We start from the raw sequence: 22,718 nt of genomic DNA, 5'->3' as shown, positions 1-22,718 counted from the left end.
CGAGCTTAGACATCCTTTTTTTCGTGGCGATCTAGTTCTTGAAATAGATGTAACAGCGGGTTTAGGAGTTAGGTAACAGGAGAATCCTGATTTGAAGAGGGATTAAGCTCAGTCATTTATTGGGAGATAAGCACGTGAAAATAGTCCGATATAATGGGCTTTTATTCTTTAATCCTTTTAATCTGATATATTACTAAAATAAAAATGATGACACAGAACATAAAATGCCTTATTATTTAAAGAGATTTTTAGTAAAACAGTTTTTAAATAATTATAGTACAAACCTTGGCTTAGAAGGTTTCAGAATAAACGGAAAGGAAGGGGGAGTTTGCAATCCTATCGCTGAGTCGGGTGAGTAAAGGATTCAAGCTGAAGGACGGCACATATCAGGCGGTAGATGATGTATCGCTTGATGTGAAGAAGGGATCGATTCACGGGATTATTGGTGAAAGCGGGGCAGGGAAATCCACGCTGCTACGATTGATTAATCTGCTGGAAAAGCCGGATCAAGGGACAGTTACCGTAGAAGGGCATAATTTAACCGAAATGCCGAGTAAACAGCTACGGAAAGCTAGGGAAAAGATTGGGATGATTTTTCAGCAATTTAATCTGGTCAATAACGTCACGGTAAGCCGCAACATTTCGATCCCTCTGGAACTGGCGGGGGTGCCGAAGCGTGAACGGTTGAAGCGGGTGAAGGAATGTCTCGATTTTGTCGGATTGGCTGATAAGGCAGAGCAATATCCCGCACAGCTAAGTGGAGGACAGCGACAACGTGTGGCGATCGCCCGGGCGCTTTCGAACAGTCCAGGACTATTGCTATGTGACGAACCAACATCCTCACTAGATCCAGGAACAACTGCGGATATTCTAGATGTCCTGAAGCATATTAATGGGGGCCTTGGGGTTACGGTAGTGATTGTTACGCATGAGATGGATGTTGTCAAAAGCATATGCACTCACGTATCGGTGATGGAAAATGGTCGAATCGTAGATTCATTCTCACGCCAAGATGGTGATTTCCGGCCTGCTGCAGTCCGTACTGGCTCTTACCGGGATCAAATTCTGGGTAAAGCGGGGGAAACGCATGTTTGATAGTGTACTTCAATATCAGGCACAAATGTGGGAATCTATCGGAGAAACCTTTATAATGGTCGGTATTTCTGTTGGTGCCGCACTGCTGCTGGGGCTTCCGCTCGGGACGTTATTGTTTTTTTGCCGAAAAGGGCAGCTCTATGAGAACAAAACATTGTCACTGGTACTCAACAGCATCGTAAATATTATCCGTTCATTTCCATTCCTGCTGCTTGTGGTTGCACTCATTCCGGTCACTCGTTTCCTCGTCGGAACTGCGATTGGAACAATGGCTGCCACGGTTCCGTTATCCATTGTTGCCATTGCTTATTACTCTCGTCTGGTGGAGCAGTCTTTGCTGGAGGTTCCTAAAGGAGTCATAGAAGCGGCGTTGTCTATGGGAGCCTCGAAGCTGGGGTTGATCTTTAAGTTTCTGTATGTAGAGGCTCGTTCGGGTCTAGTGCTCGGACTTACTACCTCCACCATTAGTTTTATCTCTTACTCGACCGTAATGGGGGTTGTTGGAGGGGGCGGGGTTGGAGATTTTGCGATCCGTTACGGATATCAGCGTTTTGAGACTGAAGTGATGATCTATGCGATTGTTGTGATGATTGTATTGGTTCAGTTGGTTCAATTCACAGGAGGTACGATCTCACGGCTGTTAGATAAGCGTTAATCGTTCAACCCGTACATCAAATTTTGTAATACAAAATGGTTAAACATATAAACTGGGGGTTAGTTGTAGTAATGAAAAAATCAATGATAGTTGTGCTTATGTTAATGGTATTGGTCGTAGCGGGTTGTGGCTCTAATAAAGCAGCCGAGAACAATTCTGCAAAAGGTAGCGATGAGCTAACGAAATTAAAGATTGCTACATTGATTCCACCAATGACGGAAATTCTGGATATTGTGAAGCCACTTCTGAAGGAAGATGGCATTGATCTTGAAATCGTTGTGCTGTCTGACAATGTGCAGCCTAATGAGGCTTTGGCGAATAAAGAGGTAGACGCTAACTTTTTCCAACATGTTCCTTATATGAAGCAATTTAATGAAAGCAAAGGCTCCAATCTAGTAGAGGTACAGCCTGTCTATGACGCTATTTACGGTGGATACTCGAAACGTTACAAGAATGTTGCGGATCTGCCGGAAGGCGCAACACTAGTAATGGCTAATGACCCTTCAAATATCGGCCGTTCTTTACAAATGTTCGCTGCAGCTGATTTGATTAAGCTAAAAGAAGGTGTAGGCATCAAGGCTACACAAGCAGACATTACTGAGAATCCAAAAAACTTTAAGTTTGAGGAAGTAGATCTATTGATGTTGGCCCGTATGCTGGATGATGGAGATCTAGTGGCAATGACTCCGGCTTATGCCAGCCCGCTTGGATTGACACCAAAGAAAGATGCACTGATTACTGAAGGCGCGGATTCTGAATTCACGATCACCTTGGTTGCGCGTGAAGACAACAAGGACTCTGATGCGATTCAGAAGCTAGCTAAACGGATTAGCGGACCAGAAGTGAAGAAATTCCTTGAAGATAACTATGCGGATATCGCGTTGCCTGCTTTTAAATAAGCTTAAATAGTTAGATTAGTAATTCAACGAGACTTGTCCATTATGGGCAAGTCTTTTTTTACATATCAGAAAGTATGTATTGGGAGGCCCCGCTTTGTGGGGATATTTTGGTGTGTCACTAGAATGTAAGAACTGCTCTATATAATGGGTTGTAGAATAACAAAGCGGAATGGAGATGGGAAATATGTCTGTACTCAGTGCAATTAATCTCACAAAACATTACGGTAAGGGGACTAACCTGGTCAAGGCACTGGATGGTATTAATGTAGAGGTACACAACGGTGAATTTATAGCGATTGTCGGGACTTCAGGAAGTGGCAAATCAACGCTCTTACATATGCTAGGCGGGCTTGATCGGGCGACAGAAGGTCAGGTGATCATAGATGGTAAAAATATTTTTGGGATGAAGGATGATGAGTTGACGGTATTTAGAAGAAGAAAGATCGGATTTGTGTTTCAGAACTATAATCTAGTGCCGATTCTTAATGTATACGAGAATATTGTGTTGCCCATAGAGCTGGATGGAAACAAAATAGACAAGGATTTCGTGGATCATATTGTGAATACGTTAGGTCTTTCGCAAAAATTGGACAACCTCCCTGGTCAGCTTTCAGGCGGTCAGCAGCAAAGGGTAGCCATCGCACGGGCCTTGGCAGCTAAACCTTCCATTATCCTAGCAGATGAACCTACAGGGAACTTGGACAGCATCACTAGCCAGGAGGTCATTGGTTTACTCAAAGTAACAAGCAGACAGTTTAATCAGACGATTCTAATGATTACTCATAATGAAGAGATTGCTCAGCTTGCAGACCGGACCATCCGGATAGAGGACGGTAAAATTACTGGAGGGGCATTGTGATGATGTTTCCAAACAGTAATAAGCCCATTGTTAAAAAGCTGACGAGCAGAAGCCTGAAAGCCAATCGGACCCGAAATCGTTTTGTGATTCTGGCCATCGTGCTTACTACCTGGCTCATTACTTCTTTTTTTAGTATTGGACTGAGCAACTATAAGACCTTCGAAATGCAGCAATTGAAAATAAACGGAACCATGGCTGATGTCTACTTAACCTCCCCGTCAGAACAACAAATGAACAAGTTAAAGGAACTCTCCTATATTAAGACCATCGGACTCCAGTCCAGAGTAGGTAATGTGATCAATATGCCAGAAATAGGAGATCTTAATTTAGCTCTGCTCTGGTATGACTCTACAGAATGGACAGAGATGCGTAAGCCAGTGATCGATGGTCTAAAGGGAACTTATCCAGATAAGGAAAATGAAATCGCCGTTCCTTTATGGATATTACAGTCAATGGGGATGGATGATCCACAGATTGGTATGAGCTTGCCGTTAACTTACTCTTTTACCCGTGATGGGGTGAAATCTCAGCAAAGTAGCAATTTCGTACTAAGTGGATGGTTTACCGATTACAGTCATGTTCGTACCGGAAATTCTGGAGCTATGCTGGTATCGGGGGCTTTTGCTACAGCTCATGGCGTAGATCTTAAGAATCCCAAAAATGCCACTATTCTATTTAATGAGAAAAATACGGATGGACTTATCTCACGTTTGCAACAGGATATTCCTTTGGGAAAAAATCAAAAGCTTGAACCTGTCTCTAACCAATCGTCTACCTCTTCGGATAGAACAGCAACTTTGATTGGTTACGCTGGAATTATATTATTTGTTATGTTGAGCGGATATTTATTGATTTATAATGTGCTTTATATTTCTGTCTCACGGGATACAAGGTTCTACGGACTGCTTAGAACGCTAGGAACTACACAACGGCAGATTAAAAAAATAGTTAGGGCACAGGCTTCACGGTTAGCACTTATCGCTATCCCACTGGGACTTGCCGCAGGAGCTGTGACTTCCTTCGTAATGGTGCCGCTTGCTATGAGTACAATGGATTTGGATACGGGCGTGGTGATTTCTTTTCACCCGTTAATCTTTATTGGAGCTGCGTTGTTTGCTTGGTTGACCACCATGTTTAGCGCTATCAAACCTGCCTCTATCGCTGGCAAAGTTTCTCCAATAGAAGCGGTGAGATATACAGGGACGATGGTTAAAGCTAAGACGAAGCGGGGAACTGGCGGATCTAAGCTGCACCGACTGGCTTGGCGTAATATTTTTAGAGTGAAAAAACGGGCGATGGTTGTGTTTCTCTCTTTATTTCTGGGACTGACAACTTTTCTGGTGATCAATACACTTGTGCTTAGTATGAGTACAGATCATTTTATTGCTGAATACATGGATAACGATTTCACGCTGTCTAATCAAACGATGTCCTTTGGATTTGAGGGGGAAGAGAAAGCCAAGATTACAGGGGATATGATCAAGGAAATTCAGGATATAAAGGGAGTAAAAGAGGTCTTTAAAGCTTATACTGGGATAGGTCAGATCAAGTATGATCCTGAGGTGTTCAGTAAGTATGTGGATGAATTCGCAAAATCATATCACACAGATCGCCCTACCGATGATCAATTGGCTGAGCCTCAAAGCATGTTCTCAATGACCCATGTTATTGGGGTAGATGCAGATCAGGTTAAGAAGATGGAAGAAAAATTAGGAATCACTGTGGATATGGAACGTTTTGAAAAGGGTGAGATTGCCTTGCTGGACAATTTTAATCTCGGAGGTATTAAGATTGGAGATAACTTTCAAATTAGTCCTATAAATAGCGATGCAGCACAATCTTTCGAAATTGGAGGGCTTGCTGATTTCAGCTCTCTAGAGTCGTCACACTTTGTAGCTCCGAATGTATACATTAGCCATACTGCTATGGAGAAACTCATGAATGACCCACTTATAAGTAAAGTATATATTAATGCAGACCCAAAAGACTGGAAGCCGATTACCGATCAATTGGAAGGACTCATCGGCGGAGATGGTGAGCTGAAGCTGGAGTCGAAGCTGTATATGGAAAAGTTCATGGAATCGGCTAAGCTAACCTTTTACATTATGGGTGGCGGAATTGCGCTCATTCTAGCGCTGATTGGAATTTTGAATTACGTTAATATTATGTATACAGGGGTTGTAGCTCGGAAGCTGGAGTTCGCAGTGATGGAGAGTATCGGGATGACCTCTAAGCAGATGAGAAAGCTGTTGCTGTTTGAAGGGGCAGGTTATGCGATCATATCGACACTGCTAATCTCAACAATAGGCACATTAATCAGTTACGGTGCTTATAGCCTGTTCAGCCAAGAGGCTACTTATGCAGTATTTAGCTTCCCAACCCTTCCGCTTTCTATTGCGATTGTACTCGTTTTTGCGGTTTGCCTGAGTGTTCCGCTTATTGCTTATAAGCAAATCAAAAAGGACAGCATTGTGGAACGTCTGCGGCAAATGGAATAGAGCTAATTAATTAACAGCGTAGCCTTCCTATGCTTGTTAGAATGATAAGTATAGAGGTGAGTTTAATGACAACCATTCTAATTGTAGAGGATGACCGTCTCTTAAACGAGGGGCTGAAGTTCATGCTTGCAAAAGAAAACTATAATATTATTCAGGCCTATTCTTTTCAGGAGGCGGCTTCTAGAATTCAGGATCAGACCATCAGTCTGGTCCTTTTGGACATTAACCTCCCAGATGGGAGTGGTCTTGCACTGTGCCAGGAAATTCGGCGAACGAGTTCCATTCCGGTTATATTTCTAACTGCCAACGATACTGAGCAGGATATGGTAGCTGGATTTGGGCTAGGAGCTGATGATTATATTGCGAAGCCATTTAGCATGGTCGTACTTTTGCAGCGTGTTAAGGCTGTTCTTCGACGAACAGGCACTGATGAGGGCTTAGAGCTGTTTCAATACAAGGATATTACAATTAACTCAGCCAAAATGAAGGTTTACAAATATGGACAAGAGATAAAACTAACCACCAATGAGTATCGTCTCCTTGCTATCTTAACCGAGAATAGCGGCCAGGTTCTTACTCGGAGGTTAATGCTGGAGAAGCTATGGGATATAGAAGGTAATTTCGTGGATGAGAATACGCTAAGCGTAAATATTCGTAGGCTACGGGCCAAAATTGAGGATGATCCTAAAGATTGTCAATACATTAAAACCGTATTCGGCATTGGCTACACATGGGGAGAGTAAGGATGAAGAACCCTTTTAGAAAAATTATTTGGAGCTCGTTCACCCTTTTGGCAGTAGTCGTTGTGTTGTTTGTATCTATGCTTATCTATTATATGCCTGAGAAGCATGTAGTTATTGGATGCGTGGTGTTTATTAGCGTGATGGCTCTGCTGTTTATAAGCTTTGTGCTCGCGCTTCGTAAAGAAATGCTAAACACGCTATCTTCATTGTCGGGATTGATTCAAGATCTTATTAATGGACAAATGACTCAGATGTTCCCGGTGCAGGAGGATACACTCCTCTCTAAATTACAGCATCAGGTAATTCAATTATCTGAGCTGTTGTCTTCGCAGAAGCAGCGCTACCGTGAAGAGAGTCATGAAGTCAAAACATTGATCTCTGATATCTCTCATCAACTGAAGACCCCTTTAGCCAATTTAGGGATGTATAACAGTCTTCTTATGGATGAAGGGCTCCCCGCTGAAACACGCAGTGAATTTACCCGCCATATGGGTAGTCAGATTGAGAAGCTGTCTTGGCTTATGGAGAATCTGATCAAGTTATCACGGCTCGAATCCGGTATTATAGAGCTTCATGCTGCGGAGAAGCATAATCTTGAGAATACTGTGCTGTCAGCCATCAAACAGGCATTTCCAGCAGCCGAGCAAAAGAATATAGAGATCTTACTGGAAATGGATCAGGAGATTACGCTGCAACATGATCCCAAGTGGACGGGAGAAGCTATCTATAACATCATCGATAATGCTCTGAAATATACGCTCGGGTCCTGCAGTGTTAGAATTACGATTCGCAGATATGATCTTTTTGCAAGGATTGATATTGCTGATGGTGGAATAGGAATTCCTGTCACTGAGATTAATGACATCTTTAAACGATTTTACCGGGGAGCGGGTTGTAATGGAACAGAAGGTGTTGGTATAGGCCTTTATTTAGCCCGTAAAATTGTGACCGAGCAGGGTGGATATATAAAAGTGAGATCGGAGTTAAGTAAAGGCAGTGTTTTTTCTATATTTTTGCCGTTACGCTGATTCTGAATGTACTCGAAGCTTAGCCCCCTAAATTGGGGGTTTTTCTCATTAAAGTCGCTATTTCATTGAGGAAAAGTGCTTTGCTAGCCCTATAGTGGTCTGCAGTCGCACAGCTACCTCGACTAAGGTCCAGTACCAAAAACCGTCGTTGGTCTGTTTTGAAAGTCTGCGAATTGCTCTAGAATAAGGCTATAAGGTTAAGGACAACGAAAGGCGGTGAGAAAATAATGCAAAGAAGACAAGGAAACGGATTGGCGGTTGTGCTGATTGTGATTGGTGCGGTAATGCTACTCGGTTTAGCGCTTCCTCTGATTCACGGTATTTTCAGACTACTGTTCCCAGTATTGCTGGTTGTTCTCGGGTACTATGGGATTAAGAGTGGACGCAAGGTTATCGGTTGGGTACTAATGTTCATTGGTGTTATGACCTTGATCGCGAAGCTTTCCTGGATCATCGGACCACTGCTAGGTGTGGCGTTGATCGTATGGGGAGTGTCAGCTTTAAAGGGTAGAAGAAATGGTACTTATTAAGAAGAATTGTACTTAAACAAGAAGCAGGGAGGGAGCAGGAGATTATGAGTGTTTTTCGTCGCATGAGGGATATTACAGTAGCTAATCTAAATGAACGTCTAGAGCAAAGTCAAGATCCTGTGAAGCTAATTGATCAATTTCTACATTCAACTCGCGAGGAAATCAGTGAAGCTGAAAGACTGTATCAGCAATACGCTTCCCATACGAAGCAATTGCAGCAGCAAGTGAATCAAGCGACTGCCATGAGAAATAAACGTGAGGAACAGGCGTTACTCGCATTAAAAGCGGGCGAAGATCATCTGGCAAAGCTGGCTTTGCAAGAAAAGATCATTCACGAGGAAAAGTTGGAGCAGTACAGCGGGCTACTTGAACAAAGTAAGCAATCCTTGTTTGAACTTGAAGGACAGCTGAATGAGCTGAAAATAGAGTATCAGACAGTGTACAGCAAACGTCAGTATTACGCGGCACGGATGGAGTCGCTGAGACTACAGCAACGTATGAACCAAAGAGCAAGTGCTTATGGTAACGGCGGTGATGTTCCCAAAATGTTCGGACGTCTGGAAGATCGGATGTCAGATTGGGAATTAGAAGCGAAGAGCTTGCGCGATGTGCGTCGCATGGGACAGGAATATGCGGTGCAAGCAGGTGAGACTGTAGCAACCGTACTCGAAAGAGAAATGGCTCGCTTAAAGGAGAAACTGAACAATGGTGGAAAGGAGTAGCGCTATGAGTCGATTATATCGTTCAACTAGAGATAAAGTGATGACGGGTCTTGCAGGTGGATTATCTGAGACACTCGGTATTGATTCCACGCTATTCCGGATTCTGTTACTGGTCAGCATTCCGTTTACAGGAGGTGCCGTGATTCCAGTGTACTTCATTGCAGCGCTGGTCATTCCGAAGGAGCCTACGCATTATAATCCTTTCGGACCAGGCCCTGGTGCACCGGGTGGCCCATTCGATGGTCCTTACTCAGGTAGACCGGAACATGGACACGGACCGCATGCTAATGGCGGACATGGACCTTATGGACGCCAACCTAACTACAATCCTAATTTTGAGAAGAACAACGCATATTCAGCTCCGGATTCCGGTTTGGATGCGATGATGAAGGATATCGAGAAGAAGGCTTTGCAAAAAGAAGTAGAAGAACTCAAACAAAAACTGTCTAAATATGAGAAAGGGGAATTGTAAATCATGGGAGTATTTCAAAGAATTAAAGATATGACTAAGGCGTCGGTAAATGACTTGTTGGATAAGGTAGAGGACCCAATCGTAATGCTTAACCAATATCTGCGCGATATGGAGGCTGAAATCCACGAAGCAGAAGTTACAGTTGCCAAGCAAATGGCGAACGAACGCCGCATGAAACAACGCGTGGAAGAAGCAGCAAAAATGTCCGCACAACGTGGAGCACAAGCTGAATTGGCACTGAAAAACGGCCAAGAAGAAGTGACTCGCAAGCTGTTGGAAGAAAAAATCTACTTCGATCAAAAACAAGCGGAATACAGCGATCTTCATGCTCAAGCTGAAGTGCAAGCGAAGGAATTGGTTGGGCAGCTGCATGATATGAAGGATGAATTCTACAAGTTGCGCAACAAGCGTAACGAGCTCGTATCCCGTGCTCAAATGGCTAAAGCGAAGAAACAAATGACGCAAATCAGCAGCGTACATTCCATCGAAAGTGGCAGTGCGTCACTCGGATTCCACCGGATGGAAGAGAAGATTATGCAGCTTGAAGCAGAAGCAGATGTAATGCGTGCACCTTACAGCCCATCCGCTGCCTACACTAAACCAGTCGATGTTGAGAAGCAACTGAAAGTGGATGAGCAACTGGCTGCACTGAGAAGCAAGCTGAATGATACACCGGCTGCTCCTTCTTTAAACAAAAAAGAAGAATAAATCCTGTTCCTAAAACTTAAGTAGATATGATATGCTGGACAAGAAGAAGCCATACGGTATGGATCTCCATACCGATATGGCTTTTGTAGCGGCTGGCTATAATATATTGATGGTTGTAGTTTTGCTTACAAAGTTAGTTTTGCTACGCAAAACTTTTGGGAGGTGCGAAATGGATAAACGAAACCGTTTGATTGCCATCGGACTGATCGGTGTTGGCTGCATGATGATTTTTGGTAGATGGCTCGGCTTTTTCTCCATTGTCGCGCTTCTATTCCTGTTCCTAGGGGTCTACCGCACGACGTCAGGAAAAGTGAAGCAGGGTTATAAGCTGCTCGGGATTGGCGCTATATTACTTTTGCTGGATCATTTGGTGCTCGTGCTGGGGATTTGTTTGATTTCATTGGGGATGTTTTTTACTAAATCCAAAAGAGTTCAGCGTAAGGAAGGGTTTATGCAGAAGCAAAACTTTTCGTCTAGATTTGACTGGGATCGCTCACCCTGGGTGATGCATAGCCTCAGCTCATGGCATATCCTTGGAGAGGCCGATCTTGATCTTTCACTGGCTATGGCGGAGCAAAAGGAAACGGTTATGCTGTTTCAAGGAATCTTTGGTGATATGGACATTCAATTGTCAGATGATTATGGTGTAGAAATAGAAGCCTTTGTGCTTTTTGGATCGATTGAATTCGGTAATGGGCGCGATACTGGTATGCTAAACCGTCTGAATTGGAAGTCCCCTAACTATGAGAGCAGTGAATATAAGGTAAAGTTTAGTGTGTCTTATTTGATGGGAGATTTGGATGTGCGATTATCCTGATTAGTTTGATACAGAAGGGAGGGTCCCCGTATGGATAAAAAGAACAAAAATATGATGTCACGCAGTATGGGTGAGGGGGCTCTGTTCTCTTTTGTCATGCTGCTTGTGATATTGTACACCATGTATACATATGGCTATTTAAAGCCTTTTGAAAGCTGGATGATTGGATTACGCACGGCATTTACTCTAATTCTGCTGCCCATGGGGTTCGGGGTTGGCTTTGGTTTCTATCAGAGCTTCCGAGTAAAGCGAAAGTTGGAACGCCTGAGAGAAACTCTCGTATTGTGGGAGAAGGGAAACTTAACGCTATCTATGCCTGACTTGGGTGACGATGAGCTGGGAAGGCTCGGAGAACAATTAGGCCGAATTAGTGGAAAATGGGAAAACCAAGTGACAACACTGCAGCGATTGTCTACAAATAACGCGAAGCTCGCGGAGCAAGCACGAGTATCTGCTATTATGGAAGAGCGCCAGCGGCTTGCGCGTGAATTGCATGATGCAGTCTCACAGCAGTTGTTCGCGATCTCTATGACCGCCACGGCTGTAGGCCGGACGCTGGAGAAGGATTTTGACAAGGCGCAACGGCAAATTGCACTTATCGAAGAAATGTCTGCTGTAGCCCAATCAGAGATGAGAGCACTATTGCTTCATTTAAGACCTGTTTATTTGGAAGGTAAGGGATTAGAGCAGGGGCTGCAGGAGTTGATCAAGGAACTTAAGGTTAAGGTTCCGATTGAAATCGTGTTTGAGATGGACCCTGATGTACAATTGCTAAAAGGGGTAGAGAATCACTTATTCCGTATTGTGCAGGAGGCAATCTCCAATACGCTTCGTCATGCGAAAGCAGAAAAGATGGAAATCAGGCTGCATCGGCGAGGAGATACAGTTCGTTTGACGCTCCGTGATGATGGGATTGGTTTTGAATTGGATGATAGTAAACAAACTTCCTACGGTTTGTCGAATATGCAGGAGCGGATGAATGAAATCGGAGGTTCCATTCAGTTTATTACCGCTCCGGGTAAAGGAATGCGGATTGAAATTACCGTTCCGTTAGTCAATGAATAATAGGAGGAAAGAGTGACCATGGAGATGGAGGAAGCCATTAAGGTATTGCTTGTAGATGATCATGAAATGGTACGGATCGGACTAGCTGCTGTTCTAGGTACTGAAGACGGAATTGAAGTCGTAGGGGAAGCTGGAAGTGGTGAGGAAGGTATCCGCCTGGCACAAGAGTACAATCCGGATGTAGTCCTGATGGATCTCGTAATGGATGGGATGGATGGGATTGAAACGACCAAACACTTAATGAAGCAGTATCCCGAAATCAAAGTTATTGTGTTGACAAGTTATCTGGATGATGAAAAAATGTATCCGGTGATTGAAGCAGGTGCGTTCAGTTATCTACTAAAGACCTCACGAGCTAGTGAAGTGGCAGATGCCATACGCGCTGCGGCAAGAGGCCAGTCTGTACTGGAGTCACAGGTCGCCTCTAAAATGATGAATCGTTTTCGAAACAATGCAAAGGGTGAATCCCCTGCTTATAAAGAGCTTACGGAGCGCGAGATGGAAGTATTACGTCTGCTGGCGCAAGGTAAATCAAATCAGGATATCGCGGACCAACTAATTATTGGGATCAAGACTGTGAAATTTCATGTAACGAATATTCTCGCGAAGCTAGGTGTGGAAGACCGGACCCAAGCAGCAATTTATGCATATAAAAATGGACTAGCTGAATAATTGGATATCCCAATTGGTGTGAGTACAAGAACTGGCCAGAGTAAGAAGGGCTGGTTTTTTTGTGTGCACGAGTATATGAAAATACTTGTCTCCGTATAAAATCTTGTAAAGCGGACATCCTGTTTAGTAGATTAATAGACCGGATTGAGAGGGTGTTGGATTGTGGGGTATGTGGAAGAAAGTAAGGGGAAGAGACACGGTGCAGGCCGAAAAAGTGGTATTAAAGGAATGTTGCTGGTATTGATTCTATGCTGTACTGCGTTACTTTTGGCAGGTTTTCGGGGCGAAGGTGAAAAAGAGAGCAGTCAGATCGCCCAATTGAAAAAGTCACTTCCTCTCCTGACCTCCCTTGGTAAAAGTGTTACAGTACCCGGCTCCCCTCTTCGATTAGTTTTAAAATGGCAGGGAGAATTCAATGGTGATGGTCTAGAGGCTGGTGTCACTGCAACTAACCTATCCGATGATCTTGGGTTGGGAGAAACAAGCCGGGAAGACGGGGGGGAACATCTTACTTACCGTTCGGCTGCCGACAGAGCCGGTTTGCAAACCACTATGTTCTGGAGTGAGCTGGGAAACGGACGTAGTTATGTGATTGTAACCCTGGAGACACCTGATTTGTTAAATACTCCGGATCTGCAAGCTGAAGCAGAAGAAGCTGGCGCGAAACTTCGGAAGATCGGAATCGCAGCGGAATGGAACACCTCACTTCAGGGTGCTGCGAAGGAGCAGGAGGACCCTCAGAAGGCTCTATTGTTAACGGAGCAGAATATGTACGCACAGCTGCCCGATCTTAAAGTACAGGAAAGCTACGAAGACGAAACAACAGCCAGCCATACTTATAGTACATCAGCATTGTTGCATTCCGTAATCAGCGGAAACCACGAGGTAGTTCTACAGACAGCTATTCATCAGGATGCAAAAGAGGGCAGCAGCCGCGTTACGATTGGATTACCATTAATAACAATAGAATATTGAAAAAGACCAATCAAGGATCTATTGTAGAATGCCCGTACTTACAATTTTAACATCAACCTTGGTATGGAATTTTACTTTCCGGTAATCCTCAGACCAATTTTTGTTGCTCCAGACATTGTGATGATAAGCAATAAGTTTTCTTCCTACACCAAAGATATCACAGTTTGCCTTTTGGATTTCATTAACAACTGTCTTGGCTTCCTTTGTAAGCAAATCCGAAAGATCTTGATTGACTTTTTTAAGTTCTTTTTCGTCGAGTACATCCGTAAACTCTTCTACGACGGCTTGCAGCTCTAAGCCCAAATTCACATCAATGCTTTCATCAGCAGAAACGGATACCTTGAATTTTCGCTTTATTTTTTTTGAACCGACATTAATGGTAATGAAATTCCGAATATCATCGGAATGTCCCAAATCAAGTTTCTTAGTGAAGCGGGCATTTTTTCCCTGTTGTCCCATCAGCAGAACCATCATGATTGACTGATCGGGGTTCAACATTCCGCTGTAATTCTGGTCATGAAAGAGAGCCACCCCTTTCGTGATTATATCGCCCTCATCTCTGCCTAGATATGGAAGAGCAAAGTCATGCCCTGGATCCATCAGGGAGCGGAACACGGTATCTGCCGTCTCTTTTGGAAAAATACTCATTTCTTCCAGACTATCGATCTTTTGCTTAATGAATTCCCCGATCTTTAATTCCCCAACCTTTTTTTGCTCAAGAATTTGGGCAGCTTCTCCTTCCGTAATAATTAGCCGAACGTTGGATGTTGGATTGCTTGGATCCCTGTAATTCACATCCAGAATAGGGTACAGGCCACGCTCAGCCGTAGTCCTTCCCATAAGCTCAAAACCATATTTAATAAATCTAATGTTTCCCCTAACTTTATTTCGCAATTGATTGCTCGCATTGCGCACAGTCGGTCCGAAACTCGAATGGATTTCATTCTTGGTAGCTTTCTGCTCAATATCGGGGGGGATGATTAATTCGATGGTTTCTTTGATTTCTCCGTTCTCTGTATAATCAATTGCTGCACAATAAGCCAGATGCAGGTCTTTCAAATATTCCCGGTCCCAACATCCAGTGAGACAGATGGAAACAAGGGCAATTAAAAGTAAATGCGACTTGAATTTCATGTCAAACTTCATGCAAGACCACCTGGCTTTCTCTTCATAAATAGGGAAATCATCAGCAATACCATCGATAATCCGGCAATAAACACATAGGTCGCATAGTTAGCAGCTGTATCAAAAAGATGTACATCAGCAGGAGTTACAGGTGCAAGTGCGATCATAAAAGTAATGATTTTTACAAACGGGGCAAAATGTTTATGGCTTTTTCGACTAAATAAAACACTGAGTCCAATGGATGCTGCGTAACAGTAGCTAACAATAGAACAAACAAGCGTGATGGCCCAAATCGGCAGAAATAGGATATCTGCACGGTCCACGATATAAAAGTTAAGAGATTTTACTAAGTAGATGACGGGTTCGGGCATGATTTTGATTTGCTCGGAGTTAAATACCATTAGACAGGTAGAGACCACAAAGACATAGAGCAGGGTTACGAACCCACTGGCTAGACTAATGGTCATTAATTTTTGTTTATTTGTACCTTCGGAAAGCGGATAGACGATCATCATCATTTCGAAACCATACATAGATTTAGTTGATTCCTGTGCTCCCTTCACGACATTCCAGAATCCGTTCTCCAAAAGGGGGAGCATAAATTCAAAATGAGCTTGAGTTAAACCATAGCTGACAAATAGGATAAGCGGGACAAAAAGAACTGTTGCCAATGTATAGAATCTGGCCAACACTGTAAGCTTTTCCCTTGCCAAATAGAGAGTCATGATCGAAAAGAGGGTTAATATAGCCCATCTTGGTGTGGATTGCAGAATCCACCTCTGCAGCACCTCTACCGCACTGAACATAATATTGGAGCCAAGCAGAACAAAGTAACTGATGTAAGCGATTATAAGTATTCTACCGATAATTGGACCTCCGAGCTTTAAACATATAGTAAATAAGTTGAGTCCGGGGAAATTTTTCAGCAGAACCCATAGAAGAATGATAACAATTTGGGTAATGATGCCCGCAATCAAAACAGAGAGCGCTCCTCCACCCTTGGCCGCTTCGTTAAGCTTGAAGGGAAGAGACAGAATGCCAACCCCGATTTGAGCTTGAATCATAAAGCAGAAAAGTTGCCCCCTCGTTATCATTTTTTCTTTTTGAGTCATTCTTATAACTCCTGTCAGTTCAGATTAAATGATTATTCTTCTTCTGCCTCTGATTTGCTTGTATTCTTGCGGATGGACCATATCGGAAGGCGCAAAAAGGTGTCTTTCAAGCTTTGAATATTTACCGGGCTTAGAGGCGTAAGGTAAGGTTGTCCAAAAGATTCAAGCTTACACAAATGTACAAAAATAAGTGTCAACCCAAATGATATGCCAATATATCCAAACAAAGAGGCAGCAACCATAAGTGGAAACCGCATAAATCGGATTGCGGAGCTCATCTCGTTAGAAGGGATAAGAAAGGATGATATGGCAGTCAATGCTACTACGATGATCATTGCGTAGGAGACCAATCCAGCCTTAACAATGGCATCCCCGATGACCAAACCACCTACAATCCCAATGGTTTGACCTACACGGCTGGGCAGACGGAGCCCTGCCTCCCGCAGCAGTTCAAATATGAGTTCAAGCAGCATCGCTTCTACCAATGGGGGGAATGGGATCCGGGTCAGTGAACCTTGAATTGTGAAGAACAATTGCAAGGGAAGGACGCTGGAGTGAAAAGAAACGGTGGCAATATAGAGCGCGGGCAGTTGGAATGCTGTTACAAAACCAATCAGACGGATAAAACGGACAAAGGAAGCAATCAGCCATCGATTGCTATAATCATCCGGCGTCTGATAGAAGGTGAAGAAGCTGGCAGGTACAATCAGAGCTGTGGGATCTCCATCCAGCAGGATTGTGACGTATCCTTTCAGCAAGTAGAAGGAGGTATGGTCTGGGCGCTCAGTATTGATATGTTGTGGAAATATAGAGTACGAATTATCCTCCGTTAATTCCTGAATAAAGCCGGTGGAGAGCACCGAATCAAGAGTGATTTTTTTTATTCTAGATTCTACTTTTTTTACTAATTCAGGTTTGGCAAGGTTCTCCATATAGATTAAAGCTACCTTTTTGGGAGCGATTTTCCCAAGGGTGAAGTAGCGAACAGTAAGGTTTGGAGTGGTGATTTGTTTACGGATCAGGTATAAGTTAACCGTCATATCTTCAATAAAACCGTTATGCGGCCCCCGAATAACTGCTTCATTCAGAGGTTCGGTTATAGTTCGTTCGTGTTTGGCAGGAGTAGAGAGGATATAAAATTCAGATATTCCTTCAACAAAGTAGAGGCAGCCTCCGTTAATAAGTCCCTGAATGCCTTTATTTAGTTCTGTTTCCACACCGAAGCTGAGCGTTGTAAATAGTTTGGAAAGCTCTTTGTTTTTGCTATTGTGAAAAGGAGCAATCACATTCTGCTCAACCAGTTCCATGTCTGCCATGGACTCTAGATAAAAGAGAATTCCTTCAGTTCCGTTAAAGGATATTCTTCTTTTTTTGAGATCATTTGAATAGAACAAGGCTGCTTCGATGAAATCGGCGTTTTGATCTACAGTAGTGAATGAGATCTGTGTTTGGTCAGTCATTAAGGGCGCTCGACTTTCGAGTTATTTTCCTTTAACGTTCCCGAATGATTTGCAGAATATTCCTGAATGAAAGTAACTAATTGGTATAGGCGTTTGTCTGCACAGCTTGGGAAACAAAACGATTCACTTATATTAATGGATAAAGTACAAACACTTCGTCAATATAGATAGTTTTATAAGGTGAAGTATAATTAGTAATAAGAAATTTTAATTGAAATTTGCGAAATCCCGAGAGTATTTGTCAGTAATCTGATAGCATCCTTTTTAGGAATATGCTAAAATGACATAACGTCGTTTTCTCGACGCTGAGAATGTCAATAAACTATATTACATACAGAAAGATGAGGAGCCATGGCTGAAAATCAAACCCTTGATGCACTGCACACACCCGGTGCTGTCTTTTTTATCTTTGGGGCAACCGGAGATTTAGCCCGGCGTAAGCTTTTCCCGGCGATTTACAGCTTGTACCGTGAAGGTAAGCTGGCACATGATTTTGCGGTAATTGGCGTGGCGCGGCGCCCGCGTACTCAGGAACAATTTAGAAGTGATGTGAAGGAATCCATCCTTGAATTCTGCCGTTATAAAGCGGGAGAAGAGAATGAATGGAATGAGTTTGTACAGCATTTTGAATACAAATCTCTGGACATCAACGATATTGATGGCTTCCGTGAATTAAGAGCTCAAACAGAAGCTCTTGAAGAGAAGTTCAGAATTCCGGGCAATCGGATGTTCTATCTTGCGCTGGCACCTGAATTATTCGGCAGTGTCTCGTTCAACCTTAAGGCTGGCGGCATGCTGGATAGCACAGGTTGGAATCGCCTCGTCATCGAGAAGCCTTTTGGATATAATCTGGAATCAGCTGAGCAGCTGAACGAGCAGATCCGTGAGGTGTTCAAGGAAGAGGAGATCTACCGGATCGATCATTATCTTGGTAAAGAAATGGTTCAAAATATTGAAGTCATTCGTTTTGCAAATGCTTTTTTCGAGCCGCTTTGGAATAATAAGCATATTGCCAATATTCAAATTACACTTGGCGAAACCGTAGGTGTTGAAGAGCGTGGTGGTTATTATGACCATGCTGGAGCGTTACGGGATATGGGCCAGAATCATATATTGCAACTGCTGACTATGATTGCAATGGAACCACCAAGCCGTCTGCTTGCAGAAGATATTCGTGACGAGAAGGTGAAGGTACTTCGTTCACTTCGTCCTTATGGTACATCTGACGAGGTTCGTGAGAACGTCGTGAGAGCACAGTATATTCAAGGCTTGCATAATGGAAAGACCCTTCCTGCTTATCGTCAGGAAGATAAGGTTGATCCTGAATCGAGTACTGAGACGTATTTTGCTGCCCGTGTGTTTGTAGATAACTTCCGCTGGGCTGGAGTTCCTTTCTATATTCGTACAGGTAAACGTCTACCGGTGAAGACAACGGAAGTGGTAGTTGAGTTCAAGGGAATGCCAACCAATGTTTATTTGGGACAAAAGCATACGCTGGAGCCTAACCTGCTTGTTATCCGTGTGAACCCAATGGAAGGCATTTATGTAAAGATTAATGCCAAGAAGCCGGGTTCCGAGTCTGAAATTCAACCACTAGCTATGGACTTCTGTCAGAGCTGCTTGGTTGGAATCAATTCCCCGGAAGCTTACGAGCGTTTGCTTCATGACGCGGCACGTGGAGATTCCACTTATTTCACTCGTTGGGATGAGGTATCGTCGGCATGGTCGTTCGTGGATCGTATTGCGAAGGCTTGGAAGGAAGAGTCGAGTGATCTATCTGCTTATCCTGCTGGCACTTGGGGTCCGGTTGAAGCGGATCAATTGCTTGCTCAGGATGGCTTCCATTGGTGGCCGGTAAACGGTCAGGAAGAAGATAATGTAGTATGGCTGAAGAATAACTAAACTTTGCTTTAATGCTATCTCCCTGCAGAGGATGCAGGGAGATTTTTGTAATGCTGAGATTAGAGAACACTCAGCCTCCCCAGGCCACTCTGGCTCCAAATGCCGCTCGGGCGACAGGAGCATTTTTTAAATAACTGCACTTTGTACAATTAAAATCACATATTGGGTGGAAATTAGTCTTTTAAGTGTATTCTCTGCAACTATTTTCTCCGCATAAGGCCGAAAAGCTAGCACTTTGAATTTTTAATTGCATTAAATACAACTAAAGGCGATTGGAAATGCTAATACTTCTTTTAAGTGTAGGAAATACAACTATTTTACTATAAGAGACTGTGGAGAAATGTGAAACGAAATCAAGGGAGGGGCCTATATTCAACGGGGGGCCATGGGGAGCCCTGTTTTCAATTAACACACACCTCTTTGGGATGACCGAACGTACATTATCCTCCAAAATGCATGTTTTAGTCGAGCTTACGGACAAATGTATGCGAAAAACCTAATACAATGTGCCGCCAGTAACGTAAACGAGCCGAATGTATGCGAAAAACCTAATACAATGTGCCGCCGGTAACGTAAACGAGCCGAATATATGCGAAAAACCGAATACAATGTGCCGCCAGTAAGGTAAACGAGCCAAATGTATGCGAAAAGCCGAATATAGTGTGCCTCCGGTAACGTAAACGAGCCAAATGTATGCGAAAAACCGAATACAATGTGCTGCCGGTAACGTAAACGAGCCGATTGTATGCGAAAAACCGAATATAATGTGCCGCCAGTAACGTAAACGAGCCGAATGTATGCGAAAAACCGAATATAATGTGCCGCCGGTAACGTAAACGAGCCGATTGTATGCGAAAAACCGAATACAATGTGCCGCCAGTAACGTAAACGAGCCAAATGTATGCGGAAAACCGAGTACAATGTGCCACCAGTAACGTAAACGAGCCAAATGTATGCGAAAAACCGAATATAGTGTGCCTCCGGTAACGTAAACGAGCTAGCGCTGTTATCTGCCCTGAATCACATGGGAATGGGCTTGTTATAAGGGAATAAGTGCAATAAGGACGCAGTCAGGCGTTTTTCTTCTTGAACTATGGGAACTGGTGAACATAATATAGACTTGATTTGGGAGATATTTTACTGCAAAAGCTTTTTAGTAGATAATGTCTGCCGGATTTTGATATACTTTAGAGGATGCTTTCACTTGAAGCGGACTGGAGCTAGACCTAAGAGAGCTATTCATTCAGAAATGAAGGGGTATGAACGATGAGCAGAGCACCGATTTGAAGATAACCCCAGTGTAATTGAAGCAGAAGCAGGAATTTTATATATGAAGGGATATGTGTAATGAACAAAGCAATAGATCAGAAGCTGCAAAAGGAAGTGGACAGACGCAGAACCTTTGCGATCATTTCCCACCCAGATGCGGGTAAAACAACTTTAACGGAAAAACTACTGTTATTCGGTGGTGCTATCCGTCTGGCGGGAACGGTTAAGGCCCGTAAGGCGAACAAGCATGCAACGAGTGACTGGATGGAAATTGAAAAGCAACGGGGGATTTCTGTTACTTCCTCTGTGATGCAGTTTGATTATTTGAATCACCGCGTGAATATTTTGGATACACCAGGTCACCAAGACTTTAGTGAGGACACCTACCGTACACTAACGGCAGCGGATAGTGCGGTCATGCTTATCGACGTGGCAAAAGGTGTGGAAACCCAAACGACCAAGCTGTTTCAGGTATGTGCTAAACGTGGGATTCCGATCTTTACTTTTATCAATAAGCTGGACCGTGAAGGACGCAGTCCGTTTGATCTAATGGAAGAGCTGGAGCAGGTACTGGGTATTCGCTCTGTGCCTATGAACTGGCCGATTGGTAGTGGACGTGAGCTATGCGGCGTATATGACCGGATGAAGAATCAGGTGGAGCTGTTCCAAGGTGACGATCACTCCGTAATCAAGGTACAAAAGGTTGACGGATATCGTGATCCAATCATTCGTGAAATGGCTGGGGAATATCTGCATGATCAACTGTGTCAGGATCTGGAGCTGCTGGATGTAGCAGGCGATGCTTTTGACTATGAAAAAGTACTAAGTGGTGAACTCACACCTGTGTTCTTTGGTAGTGCGATCAACAATTTCGGCGTACAGACTTTCCTCGATAATTTCTTGGATCTGGCACCGAAGCCTGAACCACGCCGTAGTACTACAGGTTTGGTAGAACCAATGAACGAGAAGTTTACTGGCTATGTGTTCAAAATCCAAGCCAATATGAACCCGGCTCACCGTGACCGGATTGCTTTCCTGCGTATTGTGTCCGGGAAGTTCGAACGAGGTATGAGCGTGAAGCATGTACGTGCGGGTAAGGACATTAAGCTGGCCCAGCCGCAACAATTCTTAGCGCAAGACCGTGATATCGTAGAGGAAGCTTATCCGGGAGATATTATCGGGTTGTTTGATCCAGGTATTTTTAGAATTGGAGATACACTGAGTCAGGCCGGAGATTTGGAATTCGATGAGCTGCCAACATTCTCACCAGAGATTTTTGCTAAAGTGAGTATTAAAAATGCTTTGAAATCGAAGCAGTTCCAGAAGGGTGTCGACCAGCTGACTGAAGAGGGTATGATTCAAGTATTCCGTACGGTTAACTTTGACGATATTCTGCTCGGTGTAGTTGGACAACTGCAGTTTGAAGTGTTCGAGTACCGCATGAAGGGTGAATATGGTGTGGATGTTCAGTTGCAGCGTATGCCATACCAGTTCGCGCGTTGGATCGTAGATGAGGCTAAACCGGATGCGAGTAAGTTCCGTATTAACTCTACGCTCGTTACAGATAAGAAGGGCAATTTTGTCGTATTGTTCGAGAATGAATATGCTATGCGGACAGCGATGGATAAGAACCCGACAGCTACATTCCTAGAGATGGCTCCAAAAGCATTGCTATAGTAAGGAAGCTACAACTTTCTGATTGTTAATAAAAACCTCCGCCTTCAGCGTGCAACTGCACAATGGGAAAGCGGAGGTTTTTGACTAGTTGCGGCTACCTATGACGTGATATTCCCGGGAGTAATCGTCTCCAGGTGATCATGCAGCATAGAAACCAAATTGTCTTGCTTAGCGGTGTCTAAGTCCTTCCATATCATTTCAAACACGGCGCCAAGTCCCGGGAGTGCTGCTTCCGGTCCGTCTACCGAGCCTTCAATCATATGCCGCAAATCTTCTTCAGATTGACCATGCACTTTATGAATAATCGCCTGGCGTAAGTCAATAGTAACCGGCATAAAGTACCTCCTTTTTGAAATATAGTGATATTCACTTCGTTTTAATGTACCCTGTATAGGTGCTGGAAATTCAAGTTTTTGTTCGTGTATGCTATACTGT

Annotated in this window: 21 protein-coding genes; 17 read left to right on the top strand and 4 right to left on the bottom strand. The window is 43.6% G+C overall.

Features of this window, described 5'->3' with window-relative positions; translation table 11 throughout:
• The first annotated feature begins 333 nt into the window (after nt 1–333).
• The 15 genes from MHI27_RS26550 (at nt 334) to MHI27_RS26480 (ending at nt 13,738) form a co-directional block, all read left to right on the top strand.
• Nucleotides 334–1,095, top strand: a complete 762-nt coding sequence (locus MHI27_RS26550; RefSeq protein ID WP_081951211.1) for a methionine ABC transporter ATP-binding protein — start codon at nt 334–336, stop codon at nt 1,093–1,095.
• On the top strand, nt 1,088–1,750 hold the full coding sequence (locus MHI27_RS26545; protein WP_042191779.1) for a methionine ABC transporter permease: 663 nt from the start codon (nt 1,088–1,090) through the stop codon (nt 1,748–1,750). Before MHI27_RS26550 ends, MHI27_RS26545 begins: the two co-directional genes overlap by 8 nt.
• A 71-nt stretch (nt 1,751–1,821) precedes the next feature.
• Complete coding sequence (locus MHI27_RS26540) at nt 1,822–2,649, top strand: MetQ/NlpA family ABC transporter substrate-binding protein (RefSeq protein WP_042191777.1); 828 nt, start codon at nt 1,822–1,824, stop codon at nt 2,647–2,649.
• A 184-nt stretch (nt 2,650–2,833) separates the two neighbouring features.
• Entirely contained in the window at nt 2,834–3,508 is a 675-nt protein-coding gene (locus MHI27_RS26535) for an ABC transporter ATP-binding protein (protein ID WP_042191775.1), read from the top strand.
• A complete protein-coding gene (locus MHI27_RS26530) occupies nt 3,508–6,006 on the top strand; it encodes an ABC transporter permease (protein WP_405175031.1) in 2,499 nt (832 codons plus the stop codon). The genes MHI27_RS26535 and MHI27_RS26530 overlap by 1 nt, the downstream gene beginning before the upstream one ends.
• A gap of 65 nt (nt 6,007–6,071) precedes the next feature.
• Nucleotides 6,072–6,749, top strand: a complete 678-nt coding sequence (locus MHI27_RS26525; RefSeq protein ID WP_405175030.1) for a response regulator transcription factor — start codon at nt 6,072–6,074, stop codon at nt 6,747–6,749.
• Nucleotides 6,750–6,751: 2 nt separating this feature from the next.
• Nucleotides 6,752–7,777: a sensor histidine kinase gene (locus MHI27_RS26520; protein WP_405175029.1), complete on the top strand. Its 1,026-nt coding sequence runs from the start codon at nt 6,752–6,754 to the stop codon at nt 7,775–7,777.
• 227 nt (nt 7,778–8,004) lie between these two features.
• Nucleotides 8,005–8,307: a LiaF transmembrane domain-containing protein gene (locus tag MHI27_RS26515; protein WP_042191767.1), complete on the top strand. Its 303-nt coding sequence runs from the start codon at nt 8,005–8,007 to the stop codon at nt 8,305–8,307.
• A 44-nt stretch (nt 8,308–8,351) separates the two neighbouring features.
• A complete protein-coding gene (locus MHI27_RS26510; protein ID WP_042130994.1) occupies nt 8,352–9,029 on the top strand; it encodes a PspA/IM30 family protein in 678 nt (225 codons plus the stop codon).
• Between the two features lie 4 nt (nt 9,030–9,033).
• A complete protein-coding gene (locus tag MHI27_RS26505) occupies nt 9,034–9,501 on the top strand; it encodes a PspC domain-containing protein (protein ID WP_042194525.1) in 468 nt (155 codons plus the stop codon).
• Nucleotides 9,502–9,504: 3 nt separating this feature from the next.
• Nucleotides 9,505–10,209, top strand: a complete 705-nt coding sequence (locus tag MHI27_RS26500; protein ID WP_042191765.1) for a PspA/IM30 family protein — start codon at nt 9,505–9,507, stop codon at nt 10,207–10,209.
• Nucleotides 10,210–10,378: 169 nt separating this feature from the next.
• Nucleotides 10,379–11,026: a cell wall-active antibiotics response protein LiaF gene (gene liaF / locus MHI27_RS26495; protein ID WP_042191763.1), complete on the top strand. Its 648-nt coding sequence runs from the start codon at nt 10,379–10,381 to the stop codon at nt 11,024–11,026.
• A gap of 30 nt (nt 11,027–11,056) precedes the next feature.
• On the top strand, nt 11,057–12,091 hold the full coding sequence (locus MHI27_RS26490) for a sensor histidine kinase (protein ID WP_042191761.1): 1,035 nt from the start codon (nt 11,057–11,059) through the stop codon (nt 12,089–12,091).
• Nucleotides 12,092–12,109: 18 nt separating this feature from the next.
• A complete protein-coding gene (locus MHI27_RS26485; protein WP_179085807.1) occupies nt 12,110–12,763 on the top strand; it encodes a response regulator transcription factor in 654 nt (217 codons plus the stop codon).
• A gap of 162 nt (nt 12,764–12,925) precedes the next feature.
• Nucleotides 12,926–13,738 carry a YwmB family TATA-box binding protein gene (locus MHI27_RS26480; protein WP_405175028.1) on the top strand — a complete coding sequence of 271 codons (813 nt, stop codon included), beginning with the start codon at nt 12,926–12,928 and terminating at the stop codon, nt 13,736–13,738.
• Nucleotides 13,739–13,756: 18 nt separating this feature from the next.
• Here the strand turns inward: MHI27_RS26480 and MHI27_RS26475 are convergent, their stop codons facing one another.
• The 3 genes from MHI27_RS26475 to MHI27_RS26465 are packed head-to-tail and all read right to left on the bottom strand — an operon-like array spanning nt 13,757 to nt 17,435.
• Nucleotides 13,757–14,884: a Ger(x)C family spore germination protein gene (locus MHI27_RS26475; RefSeq protein WP_081383017.1), complete on the bottom strand. Its 1,128-nt coding sequence runs from the start codon at nt 14,882–14,884 to the stop codon at nt 13,757–13,759.
• A complete protein-coding gene (locus MHI27_RS26470; protein ID WP_076285316.1) occupies nt 14,881–15,975 on the bottom strand; it encodes a GerAB/ArcD/ProY family transporter in 1,095 nt (364 codons plus the stop codon). Before MHI27_RS26470 ends, MHI27_RS26475 begins: the two co-directional genes overlap by 4 nt.
• A 32-nt stretch (nt 15,976–16,007) precedes the next feature.
• Nucleotides 16,008–17,435, bottom strand: coding sequence for a spore germination protein (locus MHI27_RS26465; RefSeq protein WP_341051697.1), 1,428 nt, complete (start codon nt 17,433–17,435; stop codon nt 16,008–16,010).
• A 351-nt stretch (nt 17,436–17,786) separates the two neighbouring features.
• Here MHI27_RS26465 and zwf point away from each other — a divergent pair, with 351 nt between their 5' ends.
• Together zwf and MHI27_RS26455 are read left to right on the top strand one after the other, a co-directional pair.
• Complete coding sequence (gene zwf / locus MHI27_RS26460) at nt 17,787–19,337, top strand: glucose-6-phosphate dehydrogenase (RefSeq protein ID WP_076285314.1); 1,551 nt, start codon at nt 17,787–17,789, stop codon at nt 19,335–19,337.
• 1,347 nt (nt 19,338–20,684) lie between these two features.
• Nucleotides 20,685–22,283, top strand: a complete 1,599-nt coding sequence (locus tag MHI27_RS26455) for a peptide chain release factor 3 (protein ID WP_042191749.1) — start codon at nt 20,685–20,687, stop codon at nt 22,281–22,283.
• A gap of 98 nt (nt 22,284–22,381) precedes the next feature.
• Here MHI27_RS26455 and MHI27_RS26450 read toward each other — a convergent pair whose 3' ends face one another.
• Complete coding sequence (locus tag MHI27_RS26450; protein WP_042130985.1) at nt 22,382–22,618, bottom strand: small acid-soluble spore protein SspI; 237 nt, start codon at nt 22,616–22,618, stop codon at nt 22,382–22,384.
• Between the last annotated feature and the right edge of the window lie 100 nt (nt 22,619–22,718).

This window comes from Paenibacillus sp. FSL H8-0261 (assembly GCF_045040645.1).
Lineage (GTDB): Bacteria > Bacillota > Bacilli > Paenibacillales > Paenibacillaceae > Paenibacillus_AQ.
Note: the sequence above shows the minus strand (reverse complement) of the source record. Positions and strands in the feature narration are given on the sequence as shown.

Bases quoted from the DNA above. Each gene is read 5' to 3' on its own strand.
- MHI27_RS26545 (WP_042191779.1), top strand. From the start codon at position 1,088: ATGTTTGATAGTGTACTTCAATATCAGGCACAAATGTGGGAATCTATC.
- MHI27_RS26540 (WP_042191777.1), top strand. From the start codon at position 1,822: ATGAAAAAATCAATGATAGTTGTGCTTATGTTAATGGTATTGGTCGTA.
- MHI27_RS26535 (WP_042191775.1), top strand. From the start codon at position 2,834: ATGTCTGTACTCAGTGCAATTAATCTCACAAAACATTACGGTAAGGGG.
- MHI27_RS26530 (WP_405175031.1), top strand. From the start codon at position 3,508: ATGATGTTTCCAAACAGTAATAAGCCCATTGTTAAAAAGCTGACGAGC.
- MHI27_RS26525 (WP_405175030.1), top strand. From the start codon at position 6,072: ATGACAACCATTCTAATTGTAGAGGATGACCGTCTCTTAAACGAGGGG.
- MHI27_RS26520 (WP_405175029.1), top strand. From the start codon at position 6,752: ATGAAGAACCCTTTTAGAAAAATTATTTGGAGCTCGTTCACCCTTTTG.
- MHI27_RS26515 (WP_042191767.1), top strand. From the start codon at position 8,005: ATGCAAAGAAGACAAGGAAACGGATTGGCGGTTGTGCTGATTGTGATT.
- MHI27_RS26510 (WP_042130994.1), top strand. From the start codon at position 8,352: ATGAGTGTTTTTCGTCGCATGAGGGATATTACAGTAGCTAATCTAAAT.
- MHI27_RS26505 (WP_042194525.1), top strand. From the start codon at position 9,034: ATGAGTCGATTATATCGTTCAACTAGAGATAAAGTGATGACGGGTCTT.
- MHI27_RS26500 (WP_042191765.1), top strand. From the start codon at position 9,505: ATGGGAGTATTTCAAAGAATTAAAGATATGACTAAGGCGTCGGTAAAT.
- liaF (WP_042191763.1), top strand. From the start codon at position 10,379: ATGGATAAACGAAACCGTTTGATTGCCATCGGACTGATCGGTGTTGGC.
- MHI27_RS26490 (WP_042191761.1), top strand. From the start codon at position 11,057: ATGGATAAAAAGAACAAAAATATGATGTCACGCAGTATGGGTGAGGGG.
- MHI27_RS26485 (WP_179085807.1), top strand. From the start codon at position 12,110: ATGGAGATGGAGGAAGCCATTAAGGTATTGCTTGTAGATGATCATGAA.
- MHI27_RS26475 (WP_081383017.1), bottom strand. From the start codon at position 14,884: ATGAAGTTTGACATGAAATTCAAGTCGCATTTACTTTTAATTGCCCTT.
- MHI27_RS26470 (WP_076285316.1), bottom strand. From the start codon at position 15,975: ATGACTCAAAAAGAAAAAATGATAACGAGGGGGCAACTTTTCTGCTTT.
- MHI27_RS26465 (WP_341051697.1), bottom strand. From the start codon at position 17,435: ATGACTGACCAAACACAGATCTCATTCACTACTGTAGATCAAAACGCC.
- zwf (WP_076285314.1), top strand. From the start codon at position 17,787: ATGGCTGAAAATCAAACCCTTGATGCACTGCACACACCCGGTGCTGTC.
- MHI27_RS26455 (WP_042191749.1), top strand. From the start codon at position 20,685: ATGAACAAAGCAATAGATCAGAAGCTGCAAAAGGAAGTGGACAGACGC.
- MHI27_RS26450 (WP_042130985.1), bottom strand. From the start codon at position 22,618: ATGCCGGTTACTATTGACTTACGCCAGGCGATTATTCATAAAGTGCAT.